Here is a 12,953-nt window from a genome sequence, read left to right as displayed (position 1 = left end):
TTCGATATTAATTGATTTCCACGAAAATTGGGAAAATAACGCTCGGACATTCTTACAAGTGTAATGTGCATGATGACCAGATGATATAACTACATTGAGACTTTTACACAAGATTATGGACTTGACACGGAAACTGACTTGCGTAGCGTCGCACCGTCTCGCGACACTACGCATTCGCGAATACGGTTCATCGTGCTGACCCGCGACGCTCCGGAAACTGATTTGCGTAGCGTCGTGCCATCTCACGACGCCCCGCAGGCTCACATCCACTCCATATTTCACCCCGTATTATGGAACGAGCGACTGAATTATGATAATATGAATGCACGTAAATTGATTAAAGGAGGTTATTATGAAATTCATTACATTTGATTCATCAACAAAGGCGCTGTCCGTGGCTTTAGCCGAGGGCGAGTTGCCAACGGATTTTACTATAAAAGCCTCAACCACAACCTTGGGCAAGCGTCAGCACGGCCAGACACTCGCACCTGCGGTTGAAAATATTTTAAAGCAAGTCGATTGGAAAATGAGTGATATTGACGCAATTATTGTCGGAAACGGGCCGGGCTCATACACGGGACTGCGCATCGGTGTGACGTTCGCAAAAGTATGGGCGAACGCGACGAAATTGCCTCTATATAGCGTTTCCTCGCTGGCTTTAATGGCTGGAGCGGCTTCGGAACAGACCGATTTTGTCCTGCCAATTATGGATGCCCGCCGCCAGACGGCTTACACCGCCTTATACAAATATGATAACCAAGGCGTTTTAGAAGCGGTTGAGCACGATCAACATATAAAATTCGACGTATTTTTAGCGAAAATAAAAAAACATATAAACTCGAACAGCACCTTAACTCTCGTTGGAACCGACATTGATGAGTTTGTGGAAATGGCGAGCCGTCAACTGCCGACAACTAAATTAACGGTCATCGACGACTGGAACGCGTATCCACATGCGGTGCATACGTTTGGAAAAGTTGCTTGGACGCAGATTGAGGAGCCAACCTTATTAGCACCTAATTATGCACACGCGACTTTGGCGGAACAAGAATGGGCGGAGAAATCCGACAGCGATGCTCCGAATCCAGACGAGCTGATTGATTTTAAATGATTAAATTTTTTGATAGAAAGTTGCAGGTAAGTGTGATGCAAGAATTTATTAGACGCATTCAAAATGCGAGGCAAGTGAATCATATTATCATGGACCGAATTAGGCCAATTATTGATGAAGAGCCTCTATGGAGCCGTTCGGACCAGTCTTTTAGCATACGACTTGCGAAAGCTGAGGACGTACCGCTTTTTATAGAATTGGAAAATGATGCCTACAAAGGCTTCCACGCCTGGACTCAACAAGATTTTGAACACGATTGGTTAAGAAATCCGTATTGCGTCTATATTTTAGTGGAAGATACGACCAATAAAGAGGTCGTAGCCATGATTTCAGGGCGGTTTCTTGCAAAGGGTGCGCACATCAGTCATTTATTAGTCCGGGAAAAATATCAAAACCAAAGACTCGGCTCAAAATTACTCGACTTGTGGATTCGCTTAGCTGAAATCGAAGAAGTGCCAATAATTACGCTCGAAGTGCGCGAATCTAACACGATTGCGCAAAGTTTATATTACGGACAAGATTTTAAGAAGCATGGCATCAAGGAAAATTATTATTCAGACAACAAAGAAACAGCCTTTTTATTAAAACGGGAGATGCCTAATGCTTAAACAAATTGAGCGCAATTTTATTATGGAAAGTTTACATGACTTTGGATGGACCCCAGAACAGTTCGAAAGTGAGTTAACAAACCGCTTCATGCGCTACTGGTTTTTGTGCGACGGGAACACGATTCAAGGTTACGTTGCTGGGCAAGTGTTGTTCGGCGAACTCGAAGTCCTGCGCGTGTACATGCATCCGCGATTTCGCGGGCGCCGTTTAGGAAATAGTTTATTGAAAAAGGCTTTAAAAGATGTAGACAGTGCCTTTCTAGAGGTGCGAAGCCAACACCAAGTGGCGATAAAATTGTATCAAAGTGTGGGGTTTGAGTTGGTGTCAGTGAGAGAGAATTATTATTCAAATCCGCAGGACGATGCGGTGAATATGGTTTGGCGAAAGGAGGAGATCGAGTGAGTGAATCATTAATATTAGCTATTGAAACAAGTTGTGACGAGACAAGTGTGGCGGTCGTTCAAGACGGACGAGAAATCTTATCAAATATCGTCGCATCACAAATAAAAAGTCACATGCGATTCGGTGGTGTTGTGCCCGAAGTGGCGAGCCGTCACCATGTGGAGCAAATTACCCAAGTGATTGATATGGCTTTGGAAGAAAGTGGGTATGGCGTCGCAGACATGGACGCAATCGCGGTTACACAAGGACCCGGACTCGTGGGCGCTTTATTAGTTGGGGTGACAGCTGGAAAAACTTTAGCAATGGTGCACAACAAACCATTGCTGGCAGTCAACCATTTAGCTGGTCACATTTACGCCAGTCAATTGGTTAAACCGCTGAAGTTTCCATTAATGGCGCTGATTGTCAGTGGTGGACATACTGAACTCGTTTATATGAAAGAAGAATTTTCATTTGAAATTATTGGTGAAACGCAAGATGACGCCGTTGGTGAAGCTTATGATAAAGTGGGACGGATTCTAGACTTGCCTTACCCCGCTGGAAAATATTTAGACGAGTTAGCCGGCAAAGGAAATTCTGAAGCATACGCAATTCCGCGTGCGATGATACACGAGGACAATTTTGACTTCAGCTTTTCCGGCATGAAAAGTGCCGTAATGAATATCGTGCATAACGCGAAACAGCGTGGCGATGAGATTGTGCCTGAAGACTTAGCTGCAAGCTTCCAAGCTGCAGCCGTAGAAGTGTTGGTAGAAAAAGCAAGCAAAGCTTTACGCGAACATCCAGAAGTTTGCCAATTTATCTTAGCTGGGGGAGTGGCAGCCAACTCCGGACTGCGCGGGGAGTTGTCAACGCGCCTAGCGACTGAATTTCCAGAAGTAGAATTAATTATTCCACCCTTAAAATTGTGCGGAGACAATGCAGCAATGATCGGAGCCAGCGCACATCATATGTTTGCCGACAAAGACTTCAGTGAATTAGATATCAATGCGATCCCTGGCTTGATGTTAGGTGAGTAGGGAAAATAAGAATAGGACAGGCCTCTGAGGAAATAAACCTCAGTGGCCTTTTTAGTAGCATGCGGGACGTCGAGAGGCGTCGCGACGTACCGCAAATTTGAATACGGAGTGTCGCGCCTTATCACGACACTCCGCATGCCGGAAAAAGCGATAAACTTAGTTGTATATGTTGAACTGTGGATAAATATCATCGAGTTATTCGGACTGATCTTCATTTTCTATTTCCACATCGATAACCTCACGTTGGTACTCTTCTTCATTATAGATAAATACATTTCGGAAAATTTTCAAAATGGGACGCATAAGCAGAAAAAAGCCACCTAACAAGTATGCGATATTTCCGATTATAACGGGTGCTCCTAGAATATTTGAAATCTTCCTATAAAATATAGGCCACCGGTAAGAATATCATTGATTAAAGAAATAATTGTATAGTAGTTTTGAAAATAAATTCTAAAGCGTCCTGACTTGATGATAACGTCTTCTTCTTTATCAAGGTGTGGCTCGCGTTCCTTATGTTTGATTTCAGGCATGATAGTTCCTCCTTTAGTTGACCGTGGGTACATTCATTATACATATTCGGATTTGGGATTGCGATTGAAAGGGTGTATGGATAGGCGGTTGCTTTAGATGAACAACCTCTATTCGCCATGAACTGCAAATCCGAATACGGAGTGTCGTGCACGGTCACGACGTACCACAAACTCAAATGCGGAGTGTCGTGCAAGCTCGCGACGTACCGCAAACTCAAATGCGGAGTGTCGTGCACGCTCACGACACTCCACAAGCCAATTTCCGTAGTATCGTGCTGACTCACGACACTCCGTATCCATGTTTACGGTTTATCGCGCCGATCCGCGACGCCCAAACCCACTAGCCAATCGCATGTTCCAATAGATTTTTTATCCAGAATGTATTAAAATAAAGTAACTAAATTCAAGAGGGGGCTAATATGTACGAACAATGGATAGCGATGGAGCAATTTTATTATGGATATTTTGCTTGGGGTTTATTAGTCGTAATTATTCTCTCTATTTTACTAGTTTCCTGTCTGTATTATGTTAATTTATTAATCCCAAAAATAATACTCATTCTAACCCTTATCGCTTTCACAATATTTGGGGTAGGAGTTGTTCGGGGATATTCTCAATACGGTGATTTAATTGAGCAAGCGAGTAAAGAGTCTGCCGCAATTCGCAACTTCAAACGAACATTTTTCATGATCGATATGCCGTACCAAGCTATGGAAATGAAGGCTTACCGGGATGGGTATTTTGATGAAGGATTTGAAGCGGTTGGTTTTTACGAGAAAATGTTTGTCAGCGAGCCGGTTGAATATTTAGGAGCGACGCAACAAGGCGGGTACGTCTTTCGAATTGGCGGGAGCGAGTATGTTGTGAGTCAGGCCTGGGTGCAATTCTCCGATGAAGTTAACCAGGCTGTGCGAATCGGGACACAATATCAAGTAGCAGATCCGCGCTTCATTGAGCTCGGATTTGTGGAAAAATCGCGAGTCCTGCTTGATGAGTATATTGTCCCAAGCCAAGCGGAAAATCATATGGCCGATAAGGCAGGCGCAACCGCTGCTCAACTTCAAGCGCGGGGGATTGTGAAAGGCTGGGTTGTCCCGTAATTATATAAAATGAAACCAAAAGACCTCTGGGAAAATCTAACCTTAGAAGTATTTTCGGGATTTGCGGGGTGTCGTGTTCGTGCGCGACGTACCGCAAATCCGAATGCGTAGTGTCGTGCACGCCCGCGACGTACCGCAAATCCAAATGCGTAGTGTCGTGCATGCCCGCGACGCCCCGCAAATCCGAATGCGTAGCGTCGTGCATACTCACGACACTCCGCAAGCCAATTTCCGTAGTGTCGTGCACGCTCACGACGCCCCGCAACCAATAACACTCAACAAAAAACACCAAACTTCTCACAAAGTTTGGTGTTTTTCTCGTGCTATATCTAAATCTCAATTCCCGGATGCTCTTCCATGAAAGCCTCAAGTTCAATACTTGCCTCTTCCCAAGTTTCCAGCGCATTGGTTTGACGCTCGTTTGCTTGAATCAATTTTTTATTCAAATCAGCTAACTCAGGTTGGTCATTGGCTTCATTCGCCGTTAACATATCCGCTTCAAGCTTTGTGATCAAGGCATCCATGGCTTCACTTTCTGCCATTGCCTCATCGACTTTAGTTTGAAGTTTCCGCAAGTCCTTTTTCAAAGCTTTTGTTTCTTCATAAGTGAACTGGTTTTGAGACATTTCCTTATTAGGAGTGGCCTCGTCCTGACTATCTTGCTCACGTAAAGCTTCGATTTCCTCTAACTCACGTTTTTTCTCAATATAGTAATCATAATCACCTAAATAAAGCGACGCGCCATCAGGTGATATTTCCAAAATGTTGGTCGCAATGCGGTTAATAAAATAGCGGTCGTGCGACACGAACAGTAGCGTGCCGTCGTAATCAATTAACGCTTCTTCCAGAACTTCCTTACTATCAATGTCTAAGTGGTTGGTCGGCTCATCTAATAACAAAGTATTGTCATGATCGGTCGCCAGCAGTGCCAAGCTCAGGCGGGCCTTTTCGCCACCACTCAGCATCGACACTTTCTTCTCAACCGTCTCGCCACTAAACAAGAAACTCCCTAAAATCGAACGCACTTTCCATTCATCGGTTGTATCGTGCGCTTGCCACAGCGTCTCCAACACTGTTTGATTTCCATCCAACTGATTCACATTTTGGTCATAGTAACCAATATCGACATTACTTCCGAGAATAACTTCCCCAGAAAGCGCAGGGATTTGTTGTAAAATAGTCTTCAAGAAAGTCGTCTTTCCGACCCCATTCGGCCCTACAATCGCAATCGCATCTTGGCGACGCAAGTCCATATTTATAGTTTTAGCAATCGGCTCTTCATAACCAATCGTCAAGTCGCGCGTTTCAATCACACGGTTTCCGCTGTCGCGACTTGCACTGAACTCAATTCGCGGTGCTCTCGTATCTTGCTTCGGTTTTTCGATACGGTCCATTTTTTCTAATTTTTTCCGGCGACTCTGCGCACGTTTCGTCGTAGACGCTCGGACAATATTTTTTGCAACAAATTCTTCCAATTTCTCAATCTCATTTTGTTGCTTCTGGTATTCTTTCCACTCTTGTTCCATGCGCAGTGCTTTCTCTTTTAAATAAAAATCATAATTCCCTTTATACGTATGCAACGTATTGTTACGCAACTCGAGGACTTGATTGGCCACCCGATTTAAAAAATAGCGGTCATGCGATACAATCAACAGCGCACCCCGGTAACCACGCAAGTAGCCTTCGAGCCAATTCAGTGTCTGCATATCCAAGTGGTTAGTCGGCTCATCCAAGATCAAAAGATCATAAGACATTAGCAAAATACGCGCCAAAGCGAGTCTAGTTTTTTGCCCACCCGATAGCGATTCAACAGGGCGGTCGTAATCTTCCTCATAAAATTGAAAGCCATGTAAGACCGTCCGAATTTCCGACTCCACCCCATAGGCATTCGATTCTGCCAACTGTTGTTGAATCTGATCATAGGCACTTAAGGCATTTTGATATTCCTTCGATTCCCAATCCTCACTCAACTCAGCCACTCGCTCAGCTGCCACCTCCGCCTTTTCGCGCAAGGCCAAGGTATCCGAGAAGACATGTAACATCTCCTCCCAAATCGAGCGGTCTGAATCAATCGATACATGCTGCTCTAAATAACCCACCCGCAAATCGCGTGAGCGTGTAATTTCCCCTGCAGAAATCGGTTCTGTTTTCATAATTTGACTTATTAATGTTGATTTTCCCGCACCATTTCGCCCAACAAGAGCAATGCGGTCATTCGTTTGGATATTAAATGAAACTTTCTCATACAGCGTCACATCAGCAAAGCGACGCGCAACGTCATTAGCTTGTAGTAAAATCATTCGATGACTCCTTCTATTTGAACTCTTAATTATTATAGCCCACACACACCTATTTAACAAAATATAAAATAATAAAATGAAATTCCTCACCCAACCACCACCATATTCGAATTAATGTACATTTTGCATAATATTTCACATAAAAAGCTTTATTCTCACTATAAAATATATTAGAATATAAAAGTTAGGCTAAATAGGCTCGGAGTTCACAATAAATGTAAACCCTCGAAGGTTACATTTGGACAAATTTTGTGAAGGAGTGCTATAATGAGCATGACTTAAAAATTAGATATAGATAAACCTAGGAGGAGGCAATTTATGGCAAAAGAAATACCAAAAGCGACTGCCTTGAGATTACCCATCTACCATAGGTATTTACGATTCTTGCAACATGCAGGGAAAAAGCGCATTTCTTCAACGGAATTAAGTGAAGCTGTAAAAGTAGATAGTGCGACCATTCGTCGTGACTTTTCATATTTTGGGGCATTGGGGAAACGTGGTTACGGTTACGATGTAGATCACTTATTAGACTTTTTCTCGCGTATTTTAAATCAAGATCGCTTAACGTCGGTTGGTCTGGTTGGTGTAGGTAATTTGGGAAATGCACTGATTAACTACAATTTCCGGAAGAATAGCAATGTTCGAATTGGAGCCGCGTTTGATGTAAATACTGACATAATTGGAACAATTCAACGTGGTGTCCCAGTTTATTCAATGGATGAATTGGAAGAGCAAATCGAACAACAACAAATTGAAATTATTATTTTATCAGTCCCACAAGACGTCGCAGGGGATATTGTGAACCGAATTATCGAGGCGGGAGTGAAAGGAATCATGAACTTCACGCCACTTAGATTTGATGTACCGCGCAGCGTTCGTGTTCAAAATGTGGACCTGACGAATGAACTACAGACACTCATTTACTTCATTGATAGTAATAAGGATGATGCAGAGGATTTCTCTGATTTTGAAAAAAAATAATTGTAAAGCACGCCAAAAGGTGTGCCTTTTTTTTCGAAAAAGATAATTCTATGACTTGATTTTTTGACCAATTTAGACTATTATAAGATTAAACCATTAGCACTCAAATAAAACGAGTGCTAAATATAAAAATAAAATCATTTGGAGGGTATAATATGATTAAACCTTTAGGAAAACGTGTTGTTATCAAAGTGGCAGAAACAGAAGAAACGACAGCAAGTGGTTTCGTATTACCAAGTTCAGCCAAAGAAAAAGAACAATACGGTGAAATTGTGGCAATTGGACCAGAGATCGAAGAAAAAGATGGCGTTAAAGTTGGCGACACAGTGTTCTTCAAGAATTATTCTGGAACAGAAGTTGAACATGGCGATGAGTCATTGATGATTATTGAACACAAAGATTTATTAGCAGTCTTAGCATAATATCGAATTTAAAGGAGAGAATATTATATGGCAAAAGATTTAAGATTTTCAGAAGATGCACGTGCAGCTCTACTACGTGGAGTTGATATCTTAGCAGATACAGTTAAAGTAACATTAGGGCCAAAAGGGCGTAATGTAGTATTAGATCAACAATTTGGATCACCAACAATTACAAATGATGGTGTAACAATCGCTCGCGAGATCGAATTGGAAGATCGCTTCGAGAATATGGGTGCACAGTTAGTCATGGAAGTCGCTTCAAAAACGAACGACATCGCCGGTGACGGGACAACGACCGCAACATTATTAACTCAAGCAATCGCTCGTGAAGGTATGAAAAATGTGACTTCAGGTGCAAACCCAGTTGGCATCCGTCGCGGAATCGAAATGGCAACACGTGCAGCGGTTGAAGCTTTACAATCATTATCTCAACCCGTTTCTTCAAAAGAATCGATTGCACAAGTCGCATCAGTTTCTTCAGGAGATGAAAAAGTAGGGGAATTAATCGCTGACGCAATGGAAAAAGTTGGCCAAGATGGTGTCATCACAATTGAAGATTCACAATCGATTGATACAGAATTATCAGTGGTTGAAGGAATGCAATTTGACCGTGGTTACTTATCACAATACATGGTAACTGACAACGAGAAAATGGTTGCAGACTTAGAGAACCCATATGTATTAATTACTGACCGTAAAATTACAAACATCCAAGATGTGCTACCTTTACTAGAAAGCGTAATGCAAACAAGTCGTCCGTTATTAATTATTGCGGAAGATATTGAAGGAGAAGCATTACCAACACTTGTATTAAACAAATTACGCGGAACATTAAATGTGGTTGCTGTTAAAGCACCTGGTTTTGGTGACCGTCGTAAAGCAATGTTAGAAGACTTAGCGATTCTGACTGGTGCAACAGTAATTTCAGAAGAATTAGGCTTTGAGTTAAAAGATGCAACACCAGACCACTTAGGTACAGCTGGTAAAGTTTCAGTAACAAAAGACAGCACAACCATCGTTGAAGGTGCTGGATCTAAAGAACAAATCGAAAACCGCGTTGGCTTAATCCGCGGACAAATCGAAGAAACAACAAGTGAATTCGACCGTGAAAAATTACAAGAACGCCTAGCTAAATTAGGTGGCGGAGTAGCAGTCATCAAAGTCGGTGCTGCAACTGAAACAGAACAAAAAGAAATCAAACTACGTATCGAAGATGCATTAAACGCAACACGTGCCGCAGTTGCTGAAGGTATCGTAGCAGGTGGGGGAACTGCACTTGTGAACGTTCAAGACGCAGTGAACGCACTTGAAGCAGAAGGCGACGAAGCAACAGGAATCTCAATCGTTGCTCGCGCACTTGAAGAACCAATTCGCCAAATCGCTGAAAATGCCGGCGCAGAAGGTTCAGTCGTTGTGTCACAAATCCGTACGTCAGACAAAGGTATCGGCTACAACGCAGCCACAGGTCAATTCGAAAACATGATCGACGCTGGTATCGTAGACCCAACTAAAGTAACACGTACAGCCCTACAAAATGCAGCCTCAGTTGCAGCTTTATTATTAACAACTGAAGCAGTTGTCGCAGACATTCCATCTGAAACGCCTGATATGGGTATGGCCGGAGGAATGGGTGGCGGTATGCCAGGAATGATGTAAGCTGTAGCTTAATATGTAAAATAATATAAAATAAAATAGCCTCCCGGCTTACTTTATCAGAGTGGATGAAGTAGGTCGGGAGTTTTTTGAGTTTTCAGTGAGCTTTCTGGAAAATGCGGGGCGTCGTGATCCGACTCGACGTACCGCAAATGAAAATACGGAGTGTCGTTTCACCACACGACGCCCCGCAACTGAATTTCCATAGCGTCGTGATCCGACTCGACGTACCGCAAATGAAAATACGGAGTGTCGTTTCACCACACGACGCCCCGCAACTGAATTTCCATAGCGTCGTGATCCGACTCGACACCCCGAAAACCAAAATCCCCACAAAAAACCGCCGACCCAGGAAAATTCCCAAGTCGGCGGTTCTTACCTAAACTCTATTCACTTCCATCATTACCAAACACATCGCTGCGATTACTATTATTACTGAAATCGTAATTATAATAATCATTACTTGAAGTTTCTTCTTCTGGTAGAGAACCTTCATCAATGGGCTCTTCGTAAGAAGGTTCCTCATATGAAGAATCTGGTTCCTCGTAAGACGGCTCTTCGTATGAAGACTCCGGTTCTTCGTAAACAGGCTCCTCATAGACAGGTTCTTCATACACAGATTCTTGTGCAGCGTCTATCGCTTGTTGCACTGCAGTAGCGAATAAGTTAAAGTCGCTGACACCATCGTAAGTTGGCAGTCCGTATTCAATCGCCAAGTTATTCCAGTAAATTAACTCATCTTCTGTATAATCTAGCTCTTCTTCGGCCACTTCAATCGGTAAGTACACCATTAATTCGGGATCTGGCACAAAGATTGCCATCCCAAGTTTGACCTCGTCTTCAGTGTTCGTCTCCACTTCAGAAACTTTTTCAGTCTCAACTGCTGATTCAGAATCTGTTTGTATTTCTGCTTCTTCATTTTTATTACCATTTCCATCTTGGACGGGTTCGTGTACGTAGCCCTCAGTTCTCCCAGCTGGTGGTTCTGAGTCCAAGTACCCACACCCGCCTAGTATAAATAAAGAACTAAATAAGATTAATTTTTTCAACATTCTTCCCCCTATGGTCAGACCATATTCATTCATTAATATATCTAATGTACAGTTATCGGTAATAAAAAGCAATATCCACTTGAAAATATCATATCCTCTTCACATTTGTGTTACATTTCACCTATATAAAATAATTTTATAAAAGCGAATCCATATGCTATAATAAAAGAAAATAAAGAGCGAAGGAGTGTTAACATGGAAGTAAATGATATTATGCAAATTCTGGAAAAAGATATGAAAGTTGCTGTCTTTGCAACGGTGGACGAGAACGGAAAACCGCATGCGAGACATGCCCATATCGGCGTGGCTAACGAGCAGGGCGTCTTTTTCATGACCAGTCCCACGACGGATTTTTATAAACAACTTAAGCACAATCCAAATATCGCTATTACCACAATGTCTGAAGAAGGCTATCTCGTTCAAGTGATCCGAATCGAGGGAAAAGTGCGCCAAGTTGGGAAAGACCGCCTTCAGGAACTGCTTGCGAACAATCCTTATGTTGAGCAAGTGTATCCTGATGACGACATTCGCCAAGGCATGCAAGTTTTTCATTTATACGAAGGCGAAGGCTTCTATCACAGCATGTCTCAAGGGCACAAGTACACTTTCGAAATCTAACTTCGGTAATCAATCGCCAAACCTTTGAGGAAATTACGCGCATACCGGTCGCCGCAGGGCTTATAATTGCGGTGGCCTTCTTTGCGTAAAACAGCACTTAATTCGCTGTTAGAAAGCTCAACCCCTGCCAAATTTAAAATGTCTAACATATCCTCACTCGTTAATTTCAACGCAATCTTCACTTTTTTCAGTAATAAGTTATTCGCGTTTTGCGAGTTTAACTCTAATGCTGGGCCACTGGCACCGTCTTTTACCCCACGTTGTGAAATAATTAAACCATTTAAAAAGCGTTCGAAAGCTGCATCACTTAAATTCTCTGCATACTCATTTTCAGCGAGTCTGTCTTCGTTAGGTATTTTATCTAAGAAAGCGAGTAATTCTGCTTGGCTAACGGCCAAACCACCCATCTGGAAAATAATTATCATGTCCTCGTCCTTGATGTCGAGGGCGTAACGCAAGCGGGTTAATCGATCATTATTATTCATTTAATTGCCTACCTTTCATCTTGTAGGGTGATTATACCAAACTTTGGCGTATTTTTCTGCTATACTACAAAGATAAGAAGTAAATGAAAAGGTGAGTTGAATGAACAAACATATGACCTATTACACAGCCGAAGAAGCAACCGAATTACTCAAATTTATGATCAACCAATTAGCACCAAAGAGTCGCAACAATGTTAAATCCATGCTAGCGCGTGGGCAGTTCTTTGTCGATGGAAAAGCTGTCACACAATTTAATCATCCATTGAAGAAAGGGCAAAAAGTCGGCGTTTTATCCAATGAAGGAGCGAAAAAGACCGCTGCGCTTGAAGGCGTAAAAATCTTACATGAAGACGATGACCTCATCGTGATTGACAAAGAAGCGGGTATCCTATCCGTAGCTGGCAGAGACTACGCAGAAGATACAGCCTACCGTCAAGTCACAAAATACGTGCAAGAAGGCAACCGCCGTAACCGCATCTTCGTCGTGCACCGCCTGGACCGCGACACATCTGGCATCATGATCTACGCTAAAACCGAAGAAGTTAAAGAAAAATTGCAAGAAAACTGGCACACGATTGTCAAAGAACGCATCTATACTGCGTTGGTTGAAGGCGTCGTTCGCAAACCCCAGGGGAAGATAGAATCTTGGCTAACCGAAAGTAAAACGA

General features: G+C 42.7%; 14 protein-coding genes. 10 read left to right on the top strand and 4 right to left on the bottom strand.

Annotated elements, in window-relative coordinates:
* The first annotated feature begins 352 nt into the window (after nucleotides 1-352).
* Genes tsaB through tsaD form a run of 4 tightly spaced genes read left to right on the top strand, consistent with a single transcriptional unit; the run spans nucleotide 353 to nucleotide 3,141 of the window.
* Nucleotides 353-1,111, top strand: coding sequence for a tRNA (adenosine(37)-N6)-threonylcarbamoyltransferase complex dimerization subunit type 1 TsaB (gene tsaB, locus ACEN33_RS10435; protein ID WP_407095048.1), 759 nt, complete (start codon nucleotides 353-355; stop codon nucleotides 1,109-1,111).
* Between the two features lie 35 nt (nucleotides 1,112-1,146).
* A complete protein-coding gene (rimI, locus tag ACEN33_RS10430) occupies nucleotides 1,147-1,719 on the top strand; it encodes a ribosomal protein S18-alanine N-acetyltransferase (RefSeq protein WP_407090707.1) in 573 nt (190 codons plus the stop codon).
* Nucleotides 1,712-2,122: a ribosomal protein S18-alanine N-acetyltransferase gene (gene rimI / locus ACEN33_RS10425; RefSeq protein ID WP_407095047.1), complete on the top strand. Its 411-nt coding sequence runs from the start codon at nucleotides 1,712-1,714 to the stop codon at nucleotides 2,120-2,122. Before rimI (ACEN33_RS10430) ends, rimI (ACEN33_RS10425) begins: the two co-directional genes overlap by 8 nt.
* Entirely contained in the window at nucleotides 2,119-3,141 is a 1,023-nt protein-coding gene (tsaD, locus tag ACEN33_RS10420; protein WP_407095046.1) for a tRNA (adenosine(37)-N6)-threonylcarbamoyltransferase complex transferase subunit TsaD, read from the top strand. Before rimI (ACEN33_RS10425) ends, tsaD begins: the two co-directional genes overlap by 4 nt.
* A gap of 359 nt (nucleotides 3,142-3,500) precedes the next feature.
* Here the strand turns inward: tsaD and ACEN33_RS10415 are convergent, their stop codons facing one another.
* Complete coding sequence (locus ACEN33_RS10415) at nucleotides 3,501-3,674, bottom strand: hypothetical protein (RefSeq protein ID WP_407094177.1); 174 nt, start codon at nucleotides 3,672-3,674, stop codon at nucleotides 3,501-3,503.
* A 419-nt stretch (nucleotides 3,675-4,093) separates the two neighbouring features.
* On the opposite strand from ACEN33_RS10415, the gene ACEN33_RS10410 reads away from it, so the two are divergent.
* Nucleotides 4,094-4,774 carry a hypothetical protein gene (locus ACEN33_RS10410; RefSeq protein WP_407095045.1) on the top strand — a complete coding sequence of 227 codons (681 nt, stop codon included), beginning with the start codon at nucleotides 4,094-4,096 and terminating at the stop codon, nucleotides 4,772-4,774.
* 329 nt (nucleotides 4,775-5,103) lie between these two features.
* Here ACEN33_RS10410 and ACEN33_RS10405 read toward each other — a convergent pair whose 3' ends face one another.
* Complete coding sequence (locus tag ACEN33_RS10405) at nucleotides 5,104-7,074, bottom strand: ATP-binding cassette domain-containing protein (RefSeq protein WP_407095043.1); 1,971 nt, start codon at nucleotides 7,072-7,074, stop codon at nucleotides 5,104-5,106.
* Between the two features lie 318 nt (nucleotides 7,075-7,392).
* On the opposite strand from ACEN33_RS10405, the gene ACEN33_RS10400 reads away from it, so the two are divergent.
* The 3 genes from ACEN33_RS10400 to groL all read left to right on the top strand — a co-directional run bounded on the left by ACEN33_RS10400 (nucleotide 7,393) and on the right by groL (nucleotide 10,133).
* On the top strand, nucleotides 7,393-8,055 hold the full coding sequence (locus tag ACEN33_RS10400) for a redox-sensing transcriptional repressor Rex (protein ID WP_407090703.1): 663 nt from the start codon (nucleotides 7,393-7,395) through the stop codon (nucleotides 8,053-8,055).
* A gap of 155 nt (nucleotides 8,056-8,210) precedes the next feature.
* Nucleotides 8,211-8,477, top strand: coding sequence for a co-chaperone GroES (locus ACEN33_RS10395; protein WP_407094180.1), 267 nt, complete (start codon nucleotides 8,211-8,213; stop codon nucleotides 8,475-8,477).
* Nucleotides 8,478-8,504: 27 nt separating this feature from the next.
* Nucleotides 8,505-10,133: a chaperonin GroEL gene (gene groL, locus ACEN33_RS10390; protein ID WP_407095041.1), complete on the top strand. Its 1,629-nt coding sequence runs from the start codon at nucleotides 8,505-8,507 to the stop codon at nucleotides 10,131-10,133.
* 383 nt (nucleotides 10,134-10,516) lie between these two features.
* Here the strand turns inward: groL and ACEN33_RS10385 are convergent, their stop codons facing one another.
* Nucleotides 10,517-11,179, bottom strand: a complete 663-nt coding sequence (locus tag ACEN33_RS10385; RefSeq protein WP_407095039.1) for a hypothetical protein — start codon at nucleotides 11,177-11,179, stop codon at nucleotides 10,517-10,519.
* Between the two features lie 198 nt (nucleotides 11,180-11,377).
* Here ACEN33_RS10385 and ACEN33_RS10380 point away from each other — a divergent pair, with 198 nt between their 5' ends.
* Complete coding sequence (locus ACEN33_RS10380) at nucleotides 11,378-11,800, top strand: pyridoxamine 5'-phosphate oxidase family protein (protein WP_407095037.1); 423 nt, start codon at nucleotides 11,378-11,380, stop codon at nucleotides 11,798-11,800.
* Here the strand turns inward: ACEN33_RS10380 and ACEN33_RS10375 are convergent.
* Nucleotides 11,797-12,285 carry a DUF1456 family protein gene (locus ACEN33_RS10375; protein WP_407090698.1) on the bottom strand — a complete coding sequence of 163 codons (489 nt, stop codon included), beginning with the start codon at nucleotides 12,283-12,285 and terminating at the stop codon, nucleotides 11,797-11,799. The genes ACEN33_RS10380 and ACEN33_RS10375 overlap by 4 nt on opposite strands.
* Before the next feature lie 100 nt (nucleotides 12,286-12,385).
* On the opposite strand from ACEN33_RS10375, the gene ACEN33_RS10370 reads away from it, so the two are divergent.
* The coding region (locus tag ACEN33_RS10370) for a pseudouridine synthase (RefSeq protein ID WP_407095035.1) at nucleotides 12,386-12,953 on the top strand (568 nt) is incomplete at its 3' end.

This window comes from Ruoffia sp. FAM 24228, assembly GCF_045528575.1.
GTDB lineage: Bacteria > Bacillota > Bacilli > Lactobacillales > Aerococcaceae > Ruoffia > Ruoffia halotolerans.
The sequence above is the reverse complement of the archived record's forward strand: the minus strand, read 5'-3'. Positions and strand labels throughout refer to the sequence as shown.

Coding starts and splice junctions, on each gene's coding strand:
- tsaB (WP_407095048.1), top strand. CDS start 353: ATGAAATTCATTACATTTGATTCATCAACAAAGGCGCTGTCCGTGGCT.
- rimI (WP_407090707.1), top strand. CDS start 1,147: ATGCAAGAATTTATTAGACGCATTCAAAATGCGAGGCAAGTGAATCAT.
- rimI (WP_407095047.1), top strand. CDS start 1,712: ATGCTTAAACAAATTGAGCGCAATTTTATTATGGAAAGTTTACATGAC.
- ACEN33_RS10415 (WP_407094177.1), bottom strand. CDS start 3,674: ATGCCTGAAATCAAACATAAGGAACGCGAGCCACACCTTGATAAAGAA.
- ACEN33_RS10410 (WP_407095045.1), top strand. CDS start 4,094: ATGTACGAACAATGGATAGCGATGGAGCAATTTTATTATGGATATTTT.
- ACEN33_RS10405 (WP_407095043.1), bottom strand. CDS start 7,074: ATGATTTTACTACAAGCTAATGACGTTGCGCGTCGCTTTGCTGATGTG.
- ACEN33_RS10400 (WP_407090703.1), top strand. CDS start 7,393: ATGGCAAAAGAAATACCAAAAGCGACTGCCTTGAGATTACCCATCTAC.
- ACEN33_RS10395 (WP_407094180.1), top strand. CDS start 8,211: ATGATTAAACCTTTAGGAAAACGTGTTGTTATCAAAGTGGCAGAAACA.
- groL (WP_407095041.1), top strand. CDS start 8,505: ATGGCAAAAGATTTAAGATTTTCAGAAGATGCACGTGCAGCTCTACTA.
- ACEN33_RS10380 (WP_407095037.1), top strand. CDS start 11,378: ATGGAAGTAAATGATATTATGCAAATTCTGGAAAAAGATATGAAAGTT.
- ACEN33_RS10375 (WP_407090698.1), bottom strand. CDS start 12,285: ATGAATAATAATGATCGATTAACCCGCTTGCGTTACGCCCTCGACATC.